At 65.4% G+C, this 20,539-nt stretch carries 19 protein-coding genes and 2 tRNA genes; 8 read left to right on the forward strand and 13 right to left on the reverse strand.

The window, feature by feature from the left end:
- The first annotated feature begins 17 nt into the window (after positions 1-17).
- The gene (locus ACFOPI_RS20770; RefSeq protein ID WP_382178219.1) at positions 18-734 is read left to right on the forward strand and encodes a twin-arginine translocation signal domain-containing protein; all 717 of its coding nucleotides are present in this window, start codon (positions 18-20) and stop codon (positions 732-734) included.
- Between the two features lie 9 nt (positions 735-743).
- Here ACFOPI_RS20770 and ACFOPI_RS20775 read toward each other — a convergent pair whose 3' ends face one another.
- From ACFOPI_RS20775 to lptF, 5 genes are read right to left on the reverse strand one after another with little or no spacing between them, the layout of a single operon-like run.
- The gene (locus ACFOPI_RS20775; RefSeq protein WP_382178222.1) at positions 744-1,925 is read right to left on the reverse strand and encodes a pyridoxal phosphate-dependent aminotransferase; all 1,182 of its coding nucleotides are present in this window, start codon (positions 1,923-1,925) and stop codon (positions 744-746) included.
- A gap of 8 nt (positions 1,926-1,933) precedes the next feature.
- Complete coding sequence (locus ACFOPI_RS20780) at positions 1,934-2,878, reverse strand: CysB family HTH-type transcriptional regulator (RefSeq protein WP_382178225.1); 945 nt, start codon at positions 2,876-2,878, stop codon at positions 1,934-1,936.
- On the reverse strand, positions 2,875-3,240 hold the full coding sequence (locus tag ACFOPI_RS20785) for a sirohydrochlorin chelatase (RefSeq protein WP_382178227.1): 366 nt from the start codon (positions 3,238-3,240) through the stop codon (positions 2,875-2,877). Before ACFOPI_RS20785 ends, ACFOPI_RS20780 begins: the two co-directional genes overlap by 4 nt.
- A 3-nt stretch (positions 3,241-3,243) precedes the next feature.
- Positions 3,244-4,362, reverse strand: a complete 1,119-nt coding sequence (gene lptG, locus ACFOPI_RS20790; protein ID WP_382178230.1) for an LPS export ABC transporter permease LptG — start codon at positions 4,360-4,362, stop codon at positions 3,244-3,246.
- Positions 4,359-5,477 (reverse strand): LPS export ABC transporter permease LptF, encoded by a 1,119-nt coding sequence (gene lptF, locus ACFOPI_RS20795; protein WP_382178233.1) that lies wholly within the window; start codon positions 5,475-5,477, stop codon positions 4,359-4,361. The genes lptG and lptF overlap by 4 nt, the downstream gene beginning before the upstream one ends.
- A 25-nt stretch (positions 5,478-5,502) precedes the next feature.
- On the opposite strand from lptF, the gene ACFOPI_RS20800 reads away from it, so the two are divergent.
- The 6 genes from ACFOPI_RS20800 to ACFOPI_RS20825 all read left to right on the forward strand — a co-directional run bounded on the left by ACFOPI_RS20800 (position 5,503) and on the right by ACFOPI_RS20825 (position 12,485).
- Positions 5,503-7,005, forward strand: coding sequence for a leucyl aminopeptidase (locus ACFOPI_RS20800; protein ID WP_382178235.1), 1,503 nt, complete (start codon positions 5,503-5,505; stop codon positions 7,003-7,005).
- Positions 7,002-7,433: a DNA polymerase III subunit chi gene (locus ACFOPI_RS20805; RefSeq protein ID WP_382178237.1), complete on the forward strand. Its 432-nt coding sequence runs from the start codon at positions 7,002-7,004 to the stop codon at positions 7,431-7,433. The genes ACFOPI_RS20800 and ACFOPI_RS20805 overlap by 4 nt, the downstream gene beginning before the upstream one ends.
- A gap of 192 nt (positions 7,434-7,625) precedes the next feature.
- Positions 7,626-8,831: a branched-chain amino acid ABC transporter substrate-binding protein gene (locus ACFOPI_RS20810; protein WP_382178240.1), complete on the forward strand. Its 1,206-nt coding sequence runs from the start codon at positions 7,626-7,628 to the stop codon at positions 8,829-8,831.
- A gap of 195 nt (positions 8,832-9,026) precedes the next feature.
- Complete coding sequence (locus ACFOPI_RS20815) at positions 9,027-10,202, forward strand: ABC transporter substrate-binding protein (protein ID WP_382178243.1); 1,176 nt, start codon at positions 9,027-9,029, stop codon at positions 10,200-10,202.
- Positions 10,175-11,836 (forward strand): ABC transporter permease, encoded by a 1,662-nt coding sequence (locus tag ACFOPI_RS20820; RefSeq protein ID WP_382178245.1) that lies wholly within the window; start codon positions 10,175-10,177, stop codon positions 11,834-11,836. The genes ACFOPI_RS20815 and ACFOPI_RS20820 overlap by 28 nt, the downstream gene beginning before the upstream one ends.
- A gap of 1 nt (position 11,837) precedes the next feature.
- A complete protein-coding gene (locus tag ACFOPI_RS20825) occupies positions 11,838-12,485 on the forward strand; it encodes an ATP-binding cassette domain-containing protein (RefSeq protein WP_382178248.1) in 648 nt (215 codons plus the stop codon).
- 28 nt (positions 12,486-12,513) lie between these two features.
- Here the strand turns inward: ACFOPI_RS20825 and ACFOPI_RS20830 are convergent.
- From ACFOPI_RS20830 to ACFOPI_RS20865, 8 genes are all read right to left on the reverse strand, one after another.
- Positions 12,514-12,590, reverse strand: a tRNA-Arg gene (locus tag ACFOPI_RS20830).
- Between the two features lie 57 nt (positions 12,591-12,647).
- Positions 12,648-12,724: transfer RNA gene (locus ACFOPI_RS20835), tRNA-Pro, on the reverse strand.
- Between the two features lie 57 nt (positions 12,725-12,781).
- Positions 12,782-14,041 carry an acyl-CoA dehydrogenase family protein gene (locus ACFOPI_RS20840; RefSeq protein WP_382178250.1) on the reverse strand — a complete coding sequence of 420 codons (1,260 nt, stop codon included), beginning with the start codon at positions 14,039-14,041 and terminating at the stop codon, positions 12,782-12,784.
- 44 nt (positions 14,042-14,085) lie between these two features.
- Positions 14,086-15,171, reverse strand: coding sequence for a phosphotransferase family protein (locus ACFOPI_RS20845; protein ID WP_382178252.1), 1,086 nt, complete (start codon positions 15,169-15,171; stop codon positions 14,086-14,088).
- A gap of 31 nt (positions 15,172-15,202) precedes the next feature.
- On the reverse strand, positions 15,203-15,922 hold the full coding sequence (locus tag ACFOPI_RS20850; RefSeq protein ID WP_382178254.1) for a Crp/Fnr family transcriptional regulator: 720 nt from the start codon (positions 15,920-15,922) through the stop codon (positions 15,203-15,205).
- Between the two features lie 137 nt (positions 15,923-16,059).
- A complete protein-coding gene (locus tag ACFOPI_RS20855) occupies positions 16,060-16,839 on the reverse strand; it encodes an oxepin-CoA hydrolase, alternative type (protein WP_382178256.1) in 780 nt (259 codons plus the stop codon).
- A 2-nt stretch (positions 16,840-16,841) separates the two neighbouring features.
- Positions 16,842-18,362 carry a 3-hydroxyacyl-CoA dehydrogenase gene (locus ACFOPI_RS20860; RefSeq protein WP_382178258.1) on the reverse strand — a complete coding sequence of 507 codons (1,521 nt, stop codon included), beginning with the start codon at positions 18,360-18,362 and terminating at the stop codon, positions 16,842-16,844.
- A gap of 335 nt (positions 18,363-18,697) precedes the next feature.
- Positions 18,698-19,015, reverse strand: coding sequence for a hypothetical protein (locus tag ACFOPI_RS20865; protein ID WP_382178261.1), 318 nt, complete (start codon positions 19,013-19,015; stop codon positions 18,698-18,700).
- Positions 19,016-19,070: 55 nt separating this feature from the next.
- On the opposite strand from ACFOPI_RS20865, the gene ACFOPI_RS20870 reads away from it, so the two are divergent.
- Positions 19,071-20,483, forward strand: coding sequence for a hypothetical protein (locus tag ACFOPI_RS20870; protein ID WP_382178263.1), 1,413 nt, complete (start codon positions 19,071-19,073; stop codon positions 20,481-20,483).
- Positions 20,484-20,539 lie beyond the last annotated feature (56 nt).

Here is a 20,539-nt window from a genome sequence, read left to right on the forward strand (position 1 = left end):
GTGTCATGGAGGTGTCCATGGATCGGCGTGACTTTGTGGAAGGCTGTGCGCTGGGGGCCGGAGCCCTCGCCGCCAGCCTGAGCACCGGCAGCTGGGCGGCGCAGGCCTCGCCGCGCCACTACGCCAGGGTTCTGCTGGTGGGCGAGCTGGGTGATCCGGTCAAGGCGTCCCAATTGCGGGCGCAGACCAACTACGTGTTTCACTACCCGTTCGAGGCCACACCGGTGTTCCTGCTGGACCTGGGCAAACCGGCCACACCGGTGGTGCTGACCACCAAGGGACGGCAGGACTACCAGTGGCCCGGTGGCGTGGGACCGCGCCGCAGCCTGGTGGCGTTCAGCGCCATCTGTGCTCATCAGCTGGTCTACCCGACGAAGGACCTGAGCTTCATCAGTTTTCGCAAGGGGCCGGTGCTCAACCCCAAGACACCCAGCCACGGCAACGACCTGATCCACTGCTGCGCCGACCACAGCCAGTACGACCCCGCGCGCGGTGCCCAGGTGCTGGGCGGCCCGGCGGAGCAACCCTTGTGTGCCGTGCTGCTGGAGCACGATGCCCGGACCGATTCGCTGACGGCGACTGGCACGCTGGGTGGTGAACTCTTCGACGAGTTCTTTCGCAAATACGAGATGAAGCTAAGCATGGACGTGGGCCCCAAGGCCCGCCAGCCGGTGGCCGGGCGCAGCGCCGTGAGGGAGCTGGAGCGCTTCTGCCGCAACCCAATCCGCTGCTGACGAGGCGTGTCAGAGGCGGGCCAGGCGATCCAGCGCAGCCTTCAGCGTCTCGTCCTTCTTGGCGAAACAGAAGCGCACCACCTTCTGGTCGAAGCCGTTGCCGTAGAAGGCCGACAGCGGGATGGCGGCCACACCGATCTCGCGCGTGAGCCACTGGCAGAACTCGCCTTCGGGCAGGTCGCGTTCGGCCACCGCCAGGTTTTCGATGCCCACGCACTGGAAGTAGGTGCCCTGGCCGGGCAGCAGGCGAAAGCGCGTCTGCGCCAGGCCTTCGCGGAACAGGTCGCGCTTGCGCTGGTAGAAGTCGCTCAGCTGCAGGTAGGGCGCCGGGTCGGCCATGTAGGCGGCCAGCGCATGCTGCATCGGTGTGTTGACGGTGAACACGTTGAACTGGTGCACCTTGCGGAACTCGGCCGTCAGCGGCGCGGGCGCCACCACGGTGCCCACTTTCCAGCCCGTGACGTGATAGGTCTTGCCGAAACTGCTAACGATGAAGGCCCGCGCGGCCAGGCCTGGGAATCGTGCGGCGCTAAGGTGCTGCTGGCCGTCGTAGACCATGTGCTCGTAGACCTCGTCGCTGATCAGCAGCACGTCGGTCGGCGCCAGCAGTTCATCGAGCCGTTGCATGTCCTCGGCGCTCCAGACCTGGCCGCTGGGGTTGTGCGGGCTGTTGATCATGAGCGCGCGGGTGCGTGGCGTGATCGCGGCGGCGATGGCGTCGAAATCGGGCCGGAACGTGCCGGGCACCAGCGGCACGCGCACCACCTTGCCACCCGCCAGCTCGATGTTGGGCACGTAGCTGTCGTAGCAGGGTTCGAGCACGATGACCTCGTCGCCCGGATGCACGACCGCCAGGATGGCGGTCAGGATGGCCTGGGTCGCGCCGGCGGTGACGGTGATTTCGGTGTTGGGGTCGCAGCGCAGGCCGTAGAGGGACTGCATCTTGGCCGCCATGGCCTGGCGCAGCGCCGGCACACCGGGCATGGGCGGGTACTGGTTGTGACCGGCCTGCATGGCCCGGGTGACGGCGTTGACCAGTTCCGGGTCACAGTCGAAGTCCGGAAATCCCTGTCCGAGATTGACCGCGCCCACTTCTGCTGCAAGCGCGGACATGACGGTGAAGATGGTGGTGCCGACCTGGGGCAGGCGCGAAGTCAGCGCGGGTGTGCGGGCTTGGGTGGCGGTGTCCATGGTGCGCGTCAGATGTCGTATTCGGTGGAGTCGCCGGCCATGGCCCGCAAGATCAGGTCGCGCGAGAGCCGTTCGCTCATCAGCTCGGCAAAGCGCAGCACGAACTGCCGCAGGTAGCTGCCACGCTTGAACGCGACGCGGGCGAGGTTGTGGCCGAACAGCTGGGCGCCAGGGCGGGCAACCAGGTCCGGGCTGGCGTTGTCACCCTGCATGGCCATCTCGGCCACGATGCCCACACCCATACCGAGCTTGACGTAGGTCTTGATCACGTCCGAGTCGATGGCTTCGAGCACGATGTTGGGCCGCAGGTGGCGCAGTGCAAAGGCCTGGTCGATGCGGGTGCGGCCGGTGAAGCTGGGGTGGTAGGTGATCAGCGGTACATGGGCCAGGTCTTCCAGCGTGATGCGCTCCTGTGCCACCAGCGGGTGGTCGTAGGGGAAGACCAGGACGTGCTGCCATTCGTAGCAGGGCAGGGTGACCAGATCGGGGTAGTTGGTGAGCGATTCGGTGGCGACGCCGATCTCGGCGACCTCCTCGATCAGCATCTTGGCCACCTGGTCGGGCGAGCCCTGGTGCAGGCTGACGGCCACCTTGGGATAGGCCTGGCGCAGCTTGGCCACCGGTCCGGGCAGCACATAACGCGCCTGGGTGTGGGTGGTTGCGATCGAGAGCGTGCCGCTGTCCTGCGCCGCGTACTGCTCGCCGATGCGTTTGAGGTTGTTGACCTCGCGCAGGATCACTTCGATGCTCTTGAGCACCTGCGCACCGGGCTCGGTGATGCGCTTGATGCGCTTGCCATGCCGGGCAAAGATCTCGATGCCCAGCTCCTCTTCAAGTTCGATGATGGCCTTGGAAACGCCGGGCTGCGAAGTGTGCAGCGCCTTGGCGGCTTCTGTCAGGTTCAGGTTGCGGCGCACCGCCTCCTGGACGAAGCGGAACTGGTGCAGGTTCATGGGCGTGGCTCCAGCGCGATCTGCGCCAGCAAGGCGGTCAGGCGCGGATCTTCTCCGGCGGTGGCAAGGCGCTCGAAACGAACGCCCGGATGCTCCCTGGCAAGCTGGTCCAGCAGCACGGGAAGATCTTCACGGGCGTGTTTGCCCATGCCAAAGAACAGCGGCAGCACCCGGATGCGGGACACCCCCTGGCTCACCAGTTGCGCCGCGGCGGTGGGCAGATCGGGTTCGCTCAGTTCGAGGTAGGCACAGGCCACGAGCGCCTGAGGATCGGCGTGCCGGATCTGCCGGGCCACCGACTCCACCGGCGCCCGCCACAGGGGGTCGCGCGACCCGTGGGCAAATACGATGACACCCAGCATGGGCTACCGCCTGAGCACCAGCCAGCCGAACGCCCCCAGCGACAGGAACGAATAGATGATGGCCGGCGAGGCTGCCGCCAGCCAGGGGCGCCAGTGGTTGAGGTTGCCGATGTAGCCGAACACGTTGTTCAACAGGAAGAAGCTGATGCCGATCATCACGCCGCCGAACACGTAGCCGGTGATGCCGCCACTGCGGAAATGCAGGTAGGCAAACGGCAGGGACAGCACGACCATCACCAGGCAGGAGAGGGGGTAGAACACCTTGCGCCAGAACTCGATCTCGTAGCGCTGCGCGGTCTGGCCGTTCGCCTCCAGGTGCTGCACATAGGCGTAGAGATCGGTTGTGCGCATGCGGTCCGGCTTGAGCAGCGCCACCGACACCATCTCCGCAGAGATGGTGCTGGGCCACGAGAACGACTCGTGCTGGCTGCGAACGATCCGGGCAGCCTGCTGGCCTGCCACATCAAACTCCCTTTGCACCACCTTGTTCAGGGTCCAGGTCCCGTTGCCTTCGATCCTGCCCTGCTCGGCCTGCACCGTGGACACCAGCAAGCCCTGGTTGTCGAACTCGAAGATGCGCACCTCGCCCAGCTCGCCAGAAGGAGAGAGCGACCCGACGTTGACCGAGAAGTTGCTGTGCGCCTGTTTCTCCTTGAGCCAGGCGCCAGTCTGACCCAGGCTCAGTTTGCCCTGGTACCGGGCCTTGAGCAGTTGCGCCGTTTTGTCGGCAATCGGGGCGACATAGTCTCCGACTGCGAAGGTGAGTGCCACAAACAGCAGGCCCAGGCCCAGCAGCGTGCGCAGCGCCTTCCACGGCCCCAGGCCGCTGGTGCGCAGGATGGTGTATTCGGAGCTCTGAGCCAGGCGTGCCAGCACCGCCACCGAGCCAATGAGCACTGAAATCGGCAGCAGCTCGTAGATGCGGCTGGGCATCAGCAGCGCCACGTAGAGCATGGCGTGGGTCAGCTCGTAGGTGACCTTGGGGTCGAGGCGGGACGGCTGACCAATTGCCGCCAGTTCTTCGACGAAGTCGAAGAAGAAGAACAGCGACAGGAAGGCCAGCAGCACGTACCCAGTGGCGATCAGCACCTCGCCGTAGATCAGTCGGCGAATGGTCTTCATGCAGATGCCCCCGCGGCACCGCCACGTGTGATCTGGCTGAACCAGTTGCGCCAGTGGATGTTGTGGTGGCGCTTGGCCAGCCACAGGGCGCTGAACAGGAACACCGAGCCGTGCAGCAGAACGGTCAGCGTCAGCCAGCTCACCTGTCCGGCGGTCACCCATCGCTGTCCGACGTTGAGCAGGTTGAAGTAGACGATGAAGGCAAAGAGCGTGAACAAGAGGTTGCCGCTGCGGCCGGCGCGGGGGTTGCTGACGGTGGTCGCGACGCCCAGCAGAACCAGGTTGAAGGCCGTCAGGGCCACGCCAATGCGCCACCCCAGTTCACCCATGTGCGCAGGCGTGGGGTCCTGGATGAGCGCGAGGGTGCTGCGCGCCTTGAGCGCCTGACCGCCGCGGATGTAGGCGGAGGCGGCACCGATCTGCGCGCCGTACTGCTCGAACTGGCTGACCTTGATGCGGCCGGTCTTCGGGTCGCTTTCGAGGCGCTGGCCGTTGTTGAGCATCAGGAACTGGCGGTCACCCTGCCACTCGATGCGCCCGGACACCGCCGAGGTGACGGTTTCGTTGCCGTTCTTCTCGATGCTGGAGATGAACACGTTGCGCCCCTCGGTGCCGTCGGCGGTGTCCTTGTCGATGAAGAACACCCGCCGGCCGCTGGACGACTCCTGGAACTGTCCCGGCGCGATGCGCTGGAGGTCGCCGCGGTTCTCGAAGCGGTTGCGCAGTTCGGCGGTCTGTTGGTTGGCCCAGGGCCAGACGAACAGGACCATCAGTACGATCACCAGCAGCACCGGCCAGGCGAACCGCAGCACCGGGCTGAGAAAGCCCCCCAGCGAGCGCCCGCTGGAGAACCAGATGATCATTTCGCTCTCGCGGTACATGCGCGAAAGGGTGGAGACAATGGCGATGAACAGCGCCAGTGTCAGGATGGTCTGTGTATACCCGAGCACCGTGTAGCCCAGCACCAGCATGACCTCTTCCGGGTTCACGCTGCCGCGCGAGGCCAGCCCGAGTGTGCGGATCAGCAGCACCGTCAGCACGATGGTGAAGAGCACCACCAGGGTGGCGCCGAAACTGCGTGCCAGCTCGGTGCGGATGGATGAATGGAATAACATCGAATCAAACAGGAAAGACACGATTATGGACTTCGAACTCAAAGCCCTTTCCCTGGTTCAGGCAAGTCAGCTCGCGGTGGATGCGCTCGTGGTGCTGGTGCCCGACGACACCCAGGGCCTGAACGGTACCGACGCCCTGAGCGACCTGATCCGGGACGCCTCTCGCCGGGGAGATCTTGAAACCGGCGTGGGCAAGTGCCTGTCGGTTTACCGGCCCCTGGGACTCAAGCCGGTACGGGTGGCACTGGCTCGCGCCGGTGACGGCTCGCCGGCAGCGGTCCGCAAAGCGGTCATGGCGGCGATGTCGGGCCTGAAATCCTCCAGCGTGAAGAAAATAGTTGTGTTGCTCAGCGGGATGGCGAGCGACCAGCCCACTGTGCACAGCGCCATGGTGGCGGTGGCGGACAGCACCTACTCCTATGTGACCACCAAACCTTCGGCCACCCCCCGCGCGATCAAACAGGTGATCGTTGGTGTGAGCGATGTCGCAGCTGCCCGTCCCGCTTTCCGCTTCGGTCTGGCCCAGGTCGCCGGGATCGAGCTGGCCAAGGAATGGGCCAACCGGCCCGCGAACCACGCCACGCCCAGTCACCTGGCCGAGGTCGCGCGCAAGCTCGGGCGCAAGCCGCGCATCAAGACCGAGGTGTTCGGTCCCAAGGAAGTGGCGGCTCTGGGCATGGGTGCCTTCATGGCGGTGGCGCAGGGCTCGTCACAACCTCTGCGGTTCATTGTCATGCACTACCAGGGTGGGCCCAAGGGCAGTGCGCCGGTGGTGCTGGTGGGCAAGGGCATCACGTTCGACACGGGCGGAATATCGATCAAGCCGGCGGCTGAGATGGACGAGATGAAGTTCGACATGGGCGGCGCTGCGAGCGTGCTGGGCACCTTTGCCGGACTGGCCGAGCTGCAGCCCGAGGTCAACGTGGTGGGCATCATTCCGAGTTGCGAGAACATGCCGGACGGCAGCGCCGTCAAACCCGGGGACGTGGTCACCAGCATGAGCGGACAGACCATCGAAATCCTCAACACCGATGCCGAAGGCCGGCTCATTCTTTGCGATGCACTGACCTACGCTGCGCGATTCAAACCGCGTTGCGTGATCGACATCGCCACGCTCACGGGTGCCTGCGTGATTGCCCTCGGAGCAGTCCGGTCCGGTATGTTCGCCAACCGGAGCGACCTTGCCGATGCTTTGCTCGCTGCAGGAGACCGGTCGATGGATCTCTGCTGGCGGCTGCCGCTGGACGACGAGTACGCCGAAGGCCTCAAGTCGAACTTTGCGGACATGGGCAATGTGGCCGGGCGGGCGGGCGGCGCGATCACTGCGGCCAAGTTCCTGCAGAAGTTCGTGGCAGAAATGCCCTGGGCGCACCTGGACATTGCGGGAACGGCCTGGAAGAGCGGTGCCAGCAAAGGAGCGACAGGACGACCGGTTCCCCTGTTGCTCCAGTACCTCAGCGATCTCCAGGGCGAGACTGCAACACCCCAAAAGGCGCGCCCGGGTGGCAGGGCATCCCGCAAGGCATGACCGAGGTCTCGTTTCATCTGAACGTCGGAGAGCGGACGGCCTACCTCTGCCGGCTGCTCCGTAAGGCCTACCTCAAGGGCTCCCGGGTGTACGTGCTTGGCAGCACGCCATCCATCGATCCGCTAGACAGGGCCCTCTGGCTCATGGCGCAGGGTGAGTTTGTGCCTCACGCCAGGAGTGGTTCTCCAGAGCACATCCGCCGCCGTTCGCCCATCGTGCTGGGTGAGCGTGAGCCCGAATGGGGGCGGGTGGATGTGCTCATCAATCTGTCGGATCACGCGCTCTGTGGCGTCGGAGTGGTGCCGCGGATCATCGAGGTGGTGGGGTCCGAGCCTGGGGGCAGGGAAAAGGGGCGGGAACGGTGGCGGCTCTATCGACAGGCGGGTGTTGAGCCCACCGCTCACGACCTGTCTGGATCGGTGGCCTGACAAATGGTCGCCAACCTGCATGCAGTCGGCTTATGGTGCATGCGTTGGAATGATGCTCACTGGGGCAAACCCTTGAAGCGATTTGCGCAAGTCCTGATGCAGCGTTCTTGGCGCAAGGAATTGGAGTATCTTTATGGATGTGGAGAAAAGTTCCCTCCGCATTCCAAAATTCATTCCTTTCCGAGGATACCTATGCAACTGAACCTGAAACTGGCCGTCATTTCCGCAGCCGTCGTTCTGGCCGCCTGCGGCAAAAAAGAAGAGGCAGCTCCGGCCGCCGCTCCTGCTGCTCCGGCGCCTGCCGCCGCTCCCGCACCCGCAGCAGACGATGGCGTCATCAAGATCGGTCACGTCGGTCCCACCAGCGGTGCCATCGCCCACCTCGGCAAGGACAACGAAAACGGCGCACGCATGGCCATAGAGGAGCTGAACGCCGCAGGCCTGACCATCGGTGGCAAGCCCGCCAAGTTCGAGCTGCTGGCTGAAGACGACGCTGGTGATCCGAAGCAGGGTACGGCCGCCGCTCAGAAGCTGGTGGACGCCAAAGTCAATGGCGTGATCGGTCACCTGAACTCGGGTACCACCATCCCCGCTTCCCAGATCTACAACGACGCCGGCATTCCCCAGATCTCCCCCTCCGCCACCAACCCCAAGTACACCCGCCAGGGCTATGCCGGAGCGTTCCGCGTGGTGGCCGACGACGTGCACCTGGGTGGCACGCTGGGCAAGTACGCTGTCGAAACCCTCAAGGGCAAGAGCATCGCCGTCATCGACGACCGTACCGCTTACGGTCAAGGTGTGGCGGACGAGTTCGAGAAGGGCGTGACGGCCGCTGGCGGCAAGGTGGTTGGTCGTGAGTTCACCAACGACAAGGCCACCGACTTCAACGCCATCCTGACCACGCTGAAGGCCAAGAAGCCGGACATCGTGTTCTTCGGCGGCATGGACGCTGTGGCTGGCCCGATGCTCAAGCAGATGAAGCAGCTGGGCATCAAGGCCAAGTTCATGGGCGGCGACGGCATCTGCTCGTCCGGTCTGGTGGACCTGGCTGGCGACGGCATGTCCGACGAGCAGGTCTACTGCGCGGAAGCCGGTGGCGTGGAAGGTGAAGCCAAGGCTGGCATGGAGAAGTTCAAGGCCGACTTCAAGGCCAAGTTCAACGCCGACGTCCAGGTGTACGCACCGTACGTGTACGACTCCGTCAAGGTGATGGTCGAGGCCATGAAGGCCGCCGACTCTTCCGACCCGGCCAAGTACCTGCCGAAGCTGAAGGAAACCAACTACAAGGGTGTGACCGGCACCATCGCCTTCGACGAAAAGGGCGACATCAAGAACGGTGCCCTGACGCTGTACACCTACAAGGGTGGCAAGCGCTCGGAACTCGCCGTGATCCGCTGATCTGCGGACAAGCTTCAAAAGGGCCGCCTTCAGGGCGGCTTTTTTGTGGGCGTCTCTCGGTTGATCAGTGCACGCCTTCCCGGCACGTGGCGCTCGGGCGGCCTTGTCAGGCCGTACAGTCGGCGTCGTCTGTAAGTTCCCGGCGTCTCGCCCGACTGTTGGGATCCCTTTCCCTGTTCTATCGAGAGTTCGCGCATGAAATTGTCTTCGCTGACCGCACTGACCCTGGGCCTGAGCATCCCGTTCGCTGCCCATGCCGACTGGGCCAAAACAGAAGCCGAGGCCAAGGGCCAGACGGTGTACTTCAACGCCTGGGGCGGCGGCGAGGTCATCAATGCCTACATTGCCTGGGTGGCACAGGAGGTCAAGGGTCGCTATGGCGTGGAGCTGCGGCACGTCAAGGTGACGGACGCGGCCGAGGTGGTCAAGCGGGTGCAGACCGAGGTGGCGGCAGGCAGACGCACTGACGGCTCGGTCGACCTTGTGTGGATCAACGGAGAGAACTTCCGCAACCTCAAGCAGGCCGGTCTGCTGTTCGGTCCCTGGGCCGAGTCCCTTCCCAACTGGGGCGCGGTTGACCTGAACAAGCCGGTGCGCAGCGACTTTTCAGTGCCTACGGAGGGCTACGAGGCGCCGTGGGGTACGGCCCAGCTGACTTTCATCGCCGACAAGGCTCGCACACCTACGCCACCGCGCTCGGCGGCCGAGTTGCTGACCTTCGCCAAAGCCAACCCAGGGCGCGTGAGCTACCCGAAACCCCCGGATTTCCATGGCACCACCTTTCTCAAACAGGTGCTGATCGAACTGGCACCTGACCGCAAGGCGCTGCAGGCACCGGTGAGTCCTGCCAGCTTCAGCGCCACCACCGCGCCGCTGTGGGCCTACCTGGACCAGTTGCACCTGGCGCTTTGGCGCGGTGGCAAGACCTTCCCGGCCAGCGCCGCCGAGATGCACCGCATGTTGGCCGATGGCGAGCTCCGGCTCTCGCTCACCTTCAACCCCAACGAGGCCGCGAACCTGATCAGCTCACGCCAGCTGCCCGCCACCGCCTACAGCTTCGGCTTCACAGGCGGCACCATCGGCAACGTGCACTTCGTGGCCATTCCCGTCAATGCGAAGGCCCGCGCAGGGGCCCAGGTGGTGGCCAACTTCCTGCTGTCGCCCGAGGCCCAGGCGCGCAAGGCCGATATCACGGTTTGGGGCGACGGCAGCGTGCTGGATGTGAACAAGCTGCCGGCGCCGATTCAGACCGCCATGCGCAAGACGGCGCCGGGCGCGCTGGCCGAGGCCGTGCCCACGCTGGCCGAGCCCCACGCCAGCTGGGTGGAGGCGCTGGAGGGCGAGTGGCTCAAGCGCTACGGGGCTCGCTGAGCCAGCCACCAGCGCCTTCAGGGCGGCAACGCAGGCGCCAGGCGCGGGTCTGGCTGGCGGCCCTGCCGACACTGGTGATTGTCGGGCCGGTGCTGCCCGGCCTGTACTGGGCGCTGGCGCCCTCGCTGGATCTGTCGGTCTGGCGGGCGCTGTGGTCCGACGCCCAATGGCCTCTGGCCCTGCGCACCACCCTGGTGTCGGCCGGGCTGGGCAGCGTGCTGGGCATGGCCCTGGCCGCTGGCCTTGCGACCATGCTGTATCCAGGGTCGCGCTGGCTGGCGATGCAACGCCGGCTTCCATTGATGCTGTCGGTGCCGCACGCGGCCTTCGCCGTCGGCCTGTTGTTCCTAATCGCTCCCTCGGGCTGGCTGGCGCGTGCGGTGACGCCGCTGTTGGGCTGGGGCGATCCACCGGCCTGGACCACGGTGCAGGACCCGCTGGGCCTGAGCCTGGCCCTGGCGCTGGGACTGAAAGAGAGCTGGTTCCTGCTCTGGGTGCTGGTGGCGGTGCTGGGCGAGCAGACGGTGCATCGGCACATGGTGGTGGCTCGGTCGCTGGGCTACAACCGCGCCCAGACTTGGCAGCGCGTGCTGTGGCCCCAGCTGCTTCCGCGCCTGGGCTGGCCGCTGGCGGCGGTGCTGGCCTACGGTCTGTCGGTGGTGGACATGGCCGTGGTGTTGGGGCCTAGCACGCCGCCCACGCTGGCGGTACTGATCTGGCAGTGGCTGACCGACCCCGACCCCGCGATGCAGGCGCGGGGGGCGGCGGCGTCGCTGGTGCTGCTGGGCCTGTTTCTGCTCATCGCGGTGGGCGCCCGGTGGACATGGCACGGGCTGGTCCGGCGCGCGGCCTATCCTGACGGTGCGCGCCAGCCAGCCAGCAACCCGTCCCGCTGGGGCCTGCACCAGCCGCTGTTTCTGGTGGGGTATGCGGTGGTGGCGGTGCTTCTGCTGTGGTCGCTGGCGGACACCTGGTTCTTCCCCGCGCTATTGCCCGATGCGCTGTCGCTCCAGACCTGGGTGCAGGCCGACTGGGCACCGATCGGCACCACGCTGTGGCTGGCGGCCGCGGCCACGCTGCTGTGCCTGCCGGCCGCGCTGGTCTGGCTGGAGTGGGGGCCGCAGCGCTACAACGCGGTGCTGTATCTGCCGCTGATCATTCCCTCGCTGCCCCTGGTGGCGGCGCAGTACGCGGCGCTGCTGAGGGTGCCGGCCGACGGCACCGCGCCTGGCTTGCTCTGGAGCCACCTGCTGTGGGTGCTGCCCTACATGGTGCTCACGCTCATCGGACCCTACCGTGCGTTCGACCGGCGGCTGATGACCACCGCGCGGGCGCTGGGCCAGACACCCCTTGGCGCGTGCCTGCGCGTCAAGTGGCCGACGCTCCTCAAACCCATCCTGGCCGCGCTGGCGGTCGGTTTTTCGGTCAGCGTGGCGCAGTACCTGCCGACACTGTTCGCTGGCGGCGGGCGCTTTGCCACTGTGACCACCGAAGCGGTGGCGCTGAGCGCCGGTGGCAACCGCCGTGTGCTGGCCGCGCAGGCGCTGCTGCAGATCGTGCTGCCGTTGCTGGGTTTCGGCCTGGCGGCGCTGCTGTCGCAATGGGCGGGCCGTCGCCGACAAGGATTGCGTTGAGATGCTTGAGGTTCGAAATCTGACCATCGCCAAGGGAGACAACCTGCTTATCGCGGGTCTGGACCTGCAGGTCGGGCAGGGCGCCATCGTCACACTGACCGGCGCGTCGGGCTCGGGCAAATCGACCCTGCTCAACTGGCTGGTGGGCGATCTGGACCCGGCGTTCCAGGCACAGGGCGAGCTGTGGCTGGACGGCCACCGGCGTGACGCCTGGCCGGTGGAGGCTCGCGGCATAGGCATCCTGTTCCAGGACGACCTGCTGTTCCCCCACCTGAGCGTGGGGCAGAACCTCGCGTTCGCCTTGCCGGCCGCGGTGCGCGGCGCCGCCGCCCGGCGCGAGCGGGTGGCGCAGACGCTGTGCGACATCGGCCTGGAGGGCTTTCACGACCGCGACCCAGCCACCCTATCGGGCGGGCAGCGCGCGCGCGTGAGCCTGATGCGGGCGCTGCTGGCCGAGCCTCGTGCGCTGCTGCTGGACGAACCGTTTTCCCGGCTGGACGCAGCGCTGCGCGCGCAGTTCCGCGGCTTCGTGTTCGAGCAGATCCGGCGCCAGCGCATTCCGACCGTGCTGGTCACGCACGACCCTGACGACGTACCGCCGGGCGGCCAGGTGTTCGACATCCGGCAGTGGCAAGAGCCGAAGCTCTGAGCGGAGAGTGCGCGAACTGCGGATTGCTTGGCCTGCCCGGAGGGACTCGAACCCCCGACCTGCTGCTTAGAAGGCAGCTGCTCTATCCGGTTGAGCTACGGGCAGACGGTGCGGACAGGATACAAAAAAGGCCCACGCAGTGGGCCTTTTTGTCCTGAAGAATGGTCGGAGCGGCGGGATTCGAACTCGCGACCCTCTGCTCCCAAAGCAGATGCGCTACCAGGCTGCGCTACGCTCCGACAAGCCGGCGAGTATACCCTGTCGCCAGGGGGCTCCGCGCGGTTTGTTGGAGTGCATCAGCAACCGCGCGTCACCGGCATCTCGACGTCGCTCTTGATGGCCATGTGTTTGGCCAGTTCCAGCTTGGCAATCGCCGCGCGGTGCACCTCGTCCGGACCATCGGCCAGGCGCAGCGTGCGCTGGTTGGCGTAGCTGTAGGCCAGAGGGAAGTCGTCGCTGACACCACCGCCGCCATGGGCCTGGATGGCCATGTCGATGATCTCGCAGGCCATGTTGGGCGCCACGACCTTGATCATCGCGATCTCGGCCTTGGCCACCTTGTTGCCCACGGTGTCCATCATGTAGGCGGCCTTGAGCGTGAGCAGGCGCGCCTGTTCGATCTTGCAGCGGGCCTCGGCGATGCGCTCGTGCCAGACCGAGTGCGAGGAGATCGGCTTGCCGAACGCAACGCGGCTGTTCAGGCGCTTGCACATCAGCTCCAGCGCACGTTCCGCGGCGCCGATGGAGCGCATGCAGTGGTGGATACGGCCCGGGCCCAGGCGACCCTGGGCGATCTCGAACCCGCGCCCTTCGCCGAGCAGCAGGTTGCGCACCGGCACGCGCACGTCCTTGAGCACCACCTCCATGTGGCCGTGCGGCGCGTCGTCGTAGCCGAACACGGAGAGCGGTCGCACCACGGTCACGCCGGGGGTGCCAGCGGGCACGACGATCATGCTCTGCTGCGAATGGCGCGGTGCCTCGGGATCGGTCTTGCCCATCACGATGTACACCTTGCAGCGTGGATCGCCGGCGCCCGACGACCACCACTTGCGGCCATTGAGCACGTAGTGGTCACCGTCGCGTGTGATCTCGCACTGGATGTTGGTGGCGTCGGACGAGGCCACCGCGGGTTCGGTCATCAGGAAGGCCGAGCGGAACTCGCCGCGCAGCAGGGGTTCGAGCCATTCGTCCTTGATCTCCTCGGACGCGTAGCGCTCCAGCGTCTCCATGTTGCCGGTGTCAGGCGCCGAGCAGTTGAACACCTCGGCCGCGAACGGTACGCGACCCATGATCTCGCAGAGCGGCGCGTATTCGAGGTTGGACAGGCCTTCCGGTGCGCGCTTGCTCATCGGCAGGAACAGGTTCCACAGGCCAGCGGCGCGCGCCTTGGGCTTGAGCTCCTCGATGACGGTGGTCGGTATCCAGGGGTTGCCCTTGGCGCGGTTGGCCGCGATCTCGGCAAAGAAGCGTCCTTCGTTCGGGTAGATGTGCTCGTCCATGAAGGCCAGCAGGCGCTGGCGCATGTCCTTGACCTTGTCGGTGTAGTCGAAATGCATGGGGGGTCCTTGTGTGTGGGTCTGGACGTTGGGGGAAGGGGTGTTCAGGCCTGCTGCGCAAAACGCCACGCCATTTCAGCGAGTGGGCGGGCGCCGGCGGCCGACGACACTGCCTGTGCGCTGGAGGCGGTGCCCATCTCGACGCGCTTGGCGATCCCCTGCAGGATCGCCGCGAGACGGAACAGGTTGTAGGCGAGGTAGAAGTTCCAGTCGGCCTTGAGCTGTTCTGGCGTGGCAAAGCCGGTGCGTTCGCAGTAGCGGCGGATGTACTCGGCCTCGGTGGGGATGCCCAACGCCTGCACGTCCAGGCCGCCGATCCCGCGGAACGCGCCGGGCGGGATGTGCCAGGCCATGCAGTGGTAGCTGAAGTCGGCCAGCGGGTGACCCAGGGTGGAGAGTTCCCAGTCAAGGATCGCGAGCACGCGCGGCTCGGTGGGGTGGAACATCAGGTTGTCCAGCCGGTAGTCGCCATGCACGATGGACACCATCGATTCGTCGCGCGCCATGGCTGGAATGTTCCGGGGCAGCCACTCCATGAGCTGGTCCATCTCGGGGATGGGCTGTGTGATTGAGGCGACGTACTGCTTGCTCCAACGGCCGATCTGACGTTCGAAGTAGTTGCCGGGTTTTCCATAGTCGGTCAGGCCGATGGCGTCCGGCCGCACGCTGTGCAGCGCCGCCATCACGCGGTTCATCTCGTCGTAGACGGCACCGCGCTGGTCTTTGGACAGTTCGGGCAGCGACTGGTCCCACATCACGCGGCCGTCGACGCACTCCATCACGTAGAACGCGCGGCCGATCACCGATTCGTCCTCGCACAGGGCATGCATGCGCGCCACCGGCACACCGGTGCCGTGCAGCGCGCCCATCACCCGATATTCCCGTTCGATGGCGTGGGCCGAGGGCAGCAGCTTGGCCACCGGGCCGGGCTTGGCGCGCATCACATAAGCGCGCGCCGGCGTGATCAGCTTGTAGGTGGGGTTGGACTGACCGCCCTTGAACATTTCGATGCTCAGGGGGCCGCTGAAGCCATCGACATGGCGCTCAAGCCAGCCCTGGAGGGCGGCGGCGTCGACAGCGTGCTGGGCAGCCACCGGCCGTGTGCCGGTGAAGTTCTGGAGGTCGTTCATTCGGTCACGGTCGGTGAGGGCGGGAGAAGAGTCAGTGCTCGGCTTCGGCGATCCGCATCAACATGTCGCGGTTGCGCACCACCAGCCCTCCCTGTTCGATACGGATCGCTTCTTCGCGCTCCATGGATTTGAGTTCTTGGTTCACGCGCTGGCGCGAGGCGCCCAGCAGCTGCGCCAGTTCCTCCTGTGCCAGTTGCAGGCCGATGCGCATCTCGTTGCCGTCGGACAGACAGGGCACACCGTAAGAGCGCACCAGGTGCAACAGCTGCTTGGCCAGGCGTGCACGCAGCGGCAGCGTGTTGAGGTCTTCCACCAGCCCGAAGAGCGTGCGGATGCGCCGCGCCTGCAGGCGCATGAGGGCCTCGTACAGCTCGACGTGCGTGCTGAGGATCTTCTGGAAATCGTTGCGCGCCACGCACAGCAGTGTGGTCGCGCCATGCGCGTAGGCGTCGTGCGTGCGACGGTCCCCGTCGAAGAACGCCACGTCCCCGAACCAAACACCGGGCTCGACATAGGTCAGCGTGATCAGCTTGCCCGAGAGCGATGTCGAGCTGACACGCACCGCGCCCTTGGCAACCGCCGTCCACTCGGTGGGCGGTTCGCCGCGGGCGACGATCAGGTCGCCGTCCTTGAATCGCTTGACGTAGGCGCATCGGAGGATGTCGTGACGCAGGGAGGGAGAAAGACTCTGGAACCAGCGACCGTTGTTGATCGCCTCGCGTTCTTCCATTGTCAGAATGGGTTCGTCCATCGGATGTCTTTTGAGTGACTGAAAGCGGTCCCATTGTCACCACTGGGACGCGCCGGGAGCATCAGGGATAGCGCGGGGGACTGTCCCGCAGGTGTCGCTGGGCCGCTTTCAAAAGCGCAGCACGGCGGGCTTGTTGATCAACGGTAGCCGGGGCGGCGCTTCTCAAGGAAGGCCGAGATGCCTTCCCCGCCGTTGGCGTGGTGGAGGTTGCGCACGAAGTGGTCGCGTTCGGCGGCAAGCTGGGTGTGCAGCGGCGCGGTCTGGGCCTCGTTCACCAGTTCCTTGATGCTGGCCATCGCATTGGGCGCACGCGTGTTCAGTTTCTCGGCCAGCGCCAGCGCGGTGGCCATTGCCTCACCGCTGGCACACACCTGGTTGACCACGCCCAGGGCCTGCAAGCGCGCTGCATCGACGCGGTCGCCACAGAGCAGCAACTGCATCACCGTGGCGCGGGGCAGGGCGCGCGCCAGGCTCCAGGTGGCGCCACCGTCGGATGACAGGCCTACATTGCTGTAGGCCATCACGAAGACACTGTCTTGCGCGGCGACCAGCAGGTCGCAGGCCAGCGCCAGCGAGAAGCCGGCGCCCGCGCAAGCACCCTCCACCGCGGCGATCACTGGCTTGGGAAACGCGCGGATGGTCTCTATCCAGTTGTGCAGGCTTTCGATGCTCTGCGCCTGCACCTCGGGCAGCTGCTGGCGGTTGGACAGCAGGCGTTGCAGGTTGCCACCTGCGCAGAAGTGGCTACCCTCGCCGGTGATCACCACCGAACGCACCTCGGGACTGGAACCCGCAACGTTCAGCGCCTCGACACCCGCTGCGTAGATCTCCGGGCCCAGGGCGTTGCGGTGCTCGGGATTGCTGATGGTGAGCACCATGGTCTGGCCATGGCTGTGGCTCTTGAGGCTGGCGCTCATCCTCAGGCCTCTTCGTGCATCAGGCTCAGGCCCAGGGCGCCGCGGCGGCGCAGCCAGGGCGAGGGACGATAGCGGGGGTCGCCATAGACCGTGCCCATGTTGAACAGAATCTCCAGCACATTGGTGGGGCCGATCTTGTCGCCCATGGCCAGGGGGCCCATGGGGTAGCCCAGACCCAGTGTCACCGCCACCTCCAGGTCCTTGGGTGTGCAGATGCCCTGCTGGCACATGTCGGCGGCGATGTTGACGATGGTGGCGACGACGCGCTGCGTCACAAAACCACCGCTGTCCTTCACCACACTCACCGCCTTGCCGTCCGTGGCGAACAGGGCGAGGGCGGCGTCGCGCATGTCGGGGCGGGTGGCCGGGTTGGTGGCGAGCACGCGCCGTTTGGTAGCGGCGTCCTCCAGCATCATGTCGATGCCGACAGTGCGGGTAGGGTCGAGCCGCTCCACCGCAGCGAGGGTGGTCACATCCAGCCCAAGCGGAGCCACCAGAATCAGCGCGTGGGCCGAAGGTGCCTGGGCGGTTTCGATGCTCGCGCCCAGGTTCTTGAGCAACTGGTAGATCTCGGCCCGACGCGCGGCCTTGGGCGAGACCCAGACCGGTGGCAGAGAGCCGACGGCCGGCACAGGCGGCTCAGCAGGAACCTGCGCGACGCCTTCCTTGTATGCATAGAAACCGTCGCCGACCTTCTTGCCGACCACACCTCCGGCCAGTCGCTGCGCCGTGATCACGCTGGGGCGGTAGCGCGGCTCGTCGTAATACTGGCGGTAGATCGACTCCATGACCGGGTGCGAAACATCCAGGGCTGTCAGGTCCATCAGCTCGAATGGACCGAGCCGGAACCCCATCTGATCCTTGAGGATGCGGTCGATGGTCGCGAAATCGGCCACCCGCTCGCTCACCACGCGCAGTGCCTCCGTGCCATATCCGCGGCCAGCGTGATTGACGATAAAGCCGGGGGTGTCCTGTGCCGATACCGGTGTATGTCCGAATTCGCGGGCAAAGGCAGTCAGTCGCTCGCACACCACCGGATCGGTCTTGAGGCCGGCGATCACCTCGACCACGCGCATCAGGGGCACGGGATTGAAAAAATGGAATCCGGCGAGCTGGCCGGGACGCCGGAGCGCCGCACCAATCGCAGTCACTGACAGCGACGAGGTGTTGGTTGCCAGCACCGACTGTTCGGAAACGATGGACTCAAGTTCGGAAAACAGCTTCTGTTTGACATCCAGCCGCTCGACGACGGCTTCAATGACGAGGTCGCAGGGAGCCAGCGAAGCGAGGGCGTCGGCGCAGCGGAGCCGATCCAGCATGGCGGTGCGCTGCACGGCATCAAGCTTGTTCTTGTCTACCAGCTTCTGCCAGGTGTCGGCCAGCGCTTGTCGGGCTGTTTCGGCCGCATTGGGTTGCAGATCAAACAAGATGACTGCGCTGCCGGCCTGGGCCGCCATTTGCGCAATGCCGCGGCCCATGGCGCCGGTACCCACGATGCCGACGGTTTGAAAAGTTGGGGTCATATGAAAGTATTATTTGAGAGGGGAGGGCAACGACCTATGACAAAATGTTGCCACGAAGAACGGAAGGGCTGTGACGTGCGCCAGATCTTGGTTGGCTCTATTTTGCTATCAACGGCGTTGGGCGGTTCGGCGGCTACTTTGGGGCGACACAGCGGCGCTGTTGTCATTGGCAGGCCTCTCGATATCCGGGTGCAGGCCATCGCGGCTCCCGGTGAAGATCTATCCGCGCTGTGCCTGCAGGCCGATGTGTTCTTTGGCGACAACCAGCTGGGTCCTTCGTCCGTGCGCACCACGACGCAGCACAACGCGCCCGATGCCGAGGCTTCGGTGCGGATTCAGACAACGGTGCCGGTGAACGAACCCGTCGTCTCTGTGGTGGTGAAGGCGGGCTGCGCTTCGCCGTTTTCTCGCCGGTACGTGCTACTGGCTGACTTCCTGTCCGAGCCTGCAACGGCGTCGCAAACAGCGCCCGCGTTTTCCGGATCACAAGAGGCACCCAACCCTTCGCCCAGTCCGGGGGCTGGTTCGACAGCGAGCCCGAGGACCTCAACCGGTTCGGCAGCCGGCAGCGCTGGTTCAGCGGCGGCATCGACGCGCAGCACGGCGCCAGCCTCCTCTTCTTCCAGGCCCAGGCCATCCAGTGTGGTGCGCAAACCGGCGGAGCCCTCACGGGATGCGGCACCGCGGCTCCAGCTGGACCCTGTGGATGTGAGTCTCGCGATCGAGCGCGATCCGGTTCTCAAGCTGTCTCTGTCCTTGCTCAGCGAGCCCGCTTCGAACCCCCAGGAGCGGGCCGCTGCCGAGCAGCTCTGGAAGGCTTTGAACGCATCCCCCGAGGACATTCTTCGTGACGCCCAGAAGCTGGTGGTCCTGGAAGCCGAATCGAAAGGCCTGCGCGAGCAGGAGGCGCGCAACAAGGCCGTCATGAAGGACATGCAGGCCCGACTAGAACAGTCGCGTTTCATGTCATGGGCTGCATACGCTTTGGGGGCGTTGCTGCTTCTCGCTCTGGGTGCACTGGCCTGGCTGTGGCGACGCAGGGCCGCCGTCGGCGTTGCGGGTACAACCCAGAAGGACTGGTGGACGTCTGGTGCAGCGAAAGCCGCCAAGGTGCCGGCCGACAAGCCAATAGGGAGCGTGGCGGCCAGAGGACTGGACCTTGACCTTGATCTGGATGCCGATTCCGGGCTGGATGAGTTGGGTCCGATGCGCAGAGGCGCTGGTGACAGCGGAGCGATGCCGTTGTCCAATTCCGAGCGCCGCGATTTCCGCACCAGCCACATCGGCGTGTCCAGGTCCGTTGCCACAGAAGAACTGTTCGATGTCCAGCAGCAGTCGGACTTCTTTGTTTCGCTAGGCGAGTTTGACCAGGCGATCGGCGTACTCAAGACTCATTTGCACGAGAGTCAGGAGCCCAGTGCGCTTGCCTATCTCGACCTCTTCAAGCTCTACCACCGGTTGGGGCGGCGCGACGAGTACGAAAAGCTGCGCGAAGAGTTCAACCACCAGTTCAACGCGAGTGCACCGCCGTTTGACCAGTACAGCGACTCCAACCGGGGTCTGGAAGCCTACGAAACAGCATTCGGGCGGATACAGGCCCTGTGGCCTCAGCCCAAGGTGCTGGATGTCATCGAGAAGTCCATTTTCAAGGATGCGACCGATCCCGAATCGGAGGTCTTCGATCTCGAAGCGTACCGAGAGCTTCTGCTGCTTCACGCCATCGCGAAGGATGTGATCCAGCGCGATTCGAGCACCCCTTCTTCGGACTTCCAGCACACGGCGATTCGTCCGCTCAAGGCCGCAGGACCGAAGATGGCCGCTGCTGCGGCCGCAGCGGCTGCATCCGAACGGGTGACCGAACCGATGGACGAAATCCCCCACGCATCTCCCCGGCTGGGTCTGGACATTGACCTGGATGCGCTGCACGATGCGTCGGCGTTCGAGGCCTCACTGCCGGATGTGGCGGTACCGGTGGAGCCCACAGCCAAGCCTGCGCTATCGGCAGGTATGTCCGCTGCAGAGTCCGCAGACATGGGCAACCTGATCGATTTTGAAGTTCTGGACTTCATGCCACCCGATGATGGGGACATACAACCAGGCAAGGACACACAGTCCAAATGAAAAGCAGTTCGTTCAACAAAAAAGCCAGACGCGTTCTGGCTTTTTTTGTGGGAGGG

It is taken from the genome of Hydrogenophaga luteola, from assembly GCF_042648585.1.
GTDB lineage: Bacteria > Pseudomonadota > Gammaproteobacteria > Burkholderiales > Burkholderiaceae_C > Hydrogenophaga > Hydrogenophaga luteola.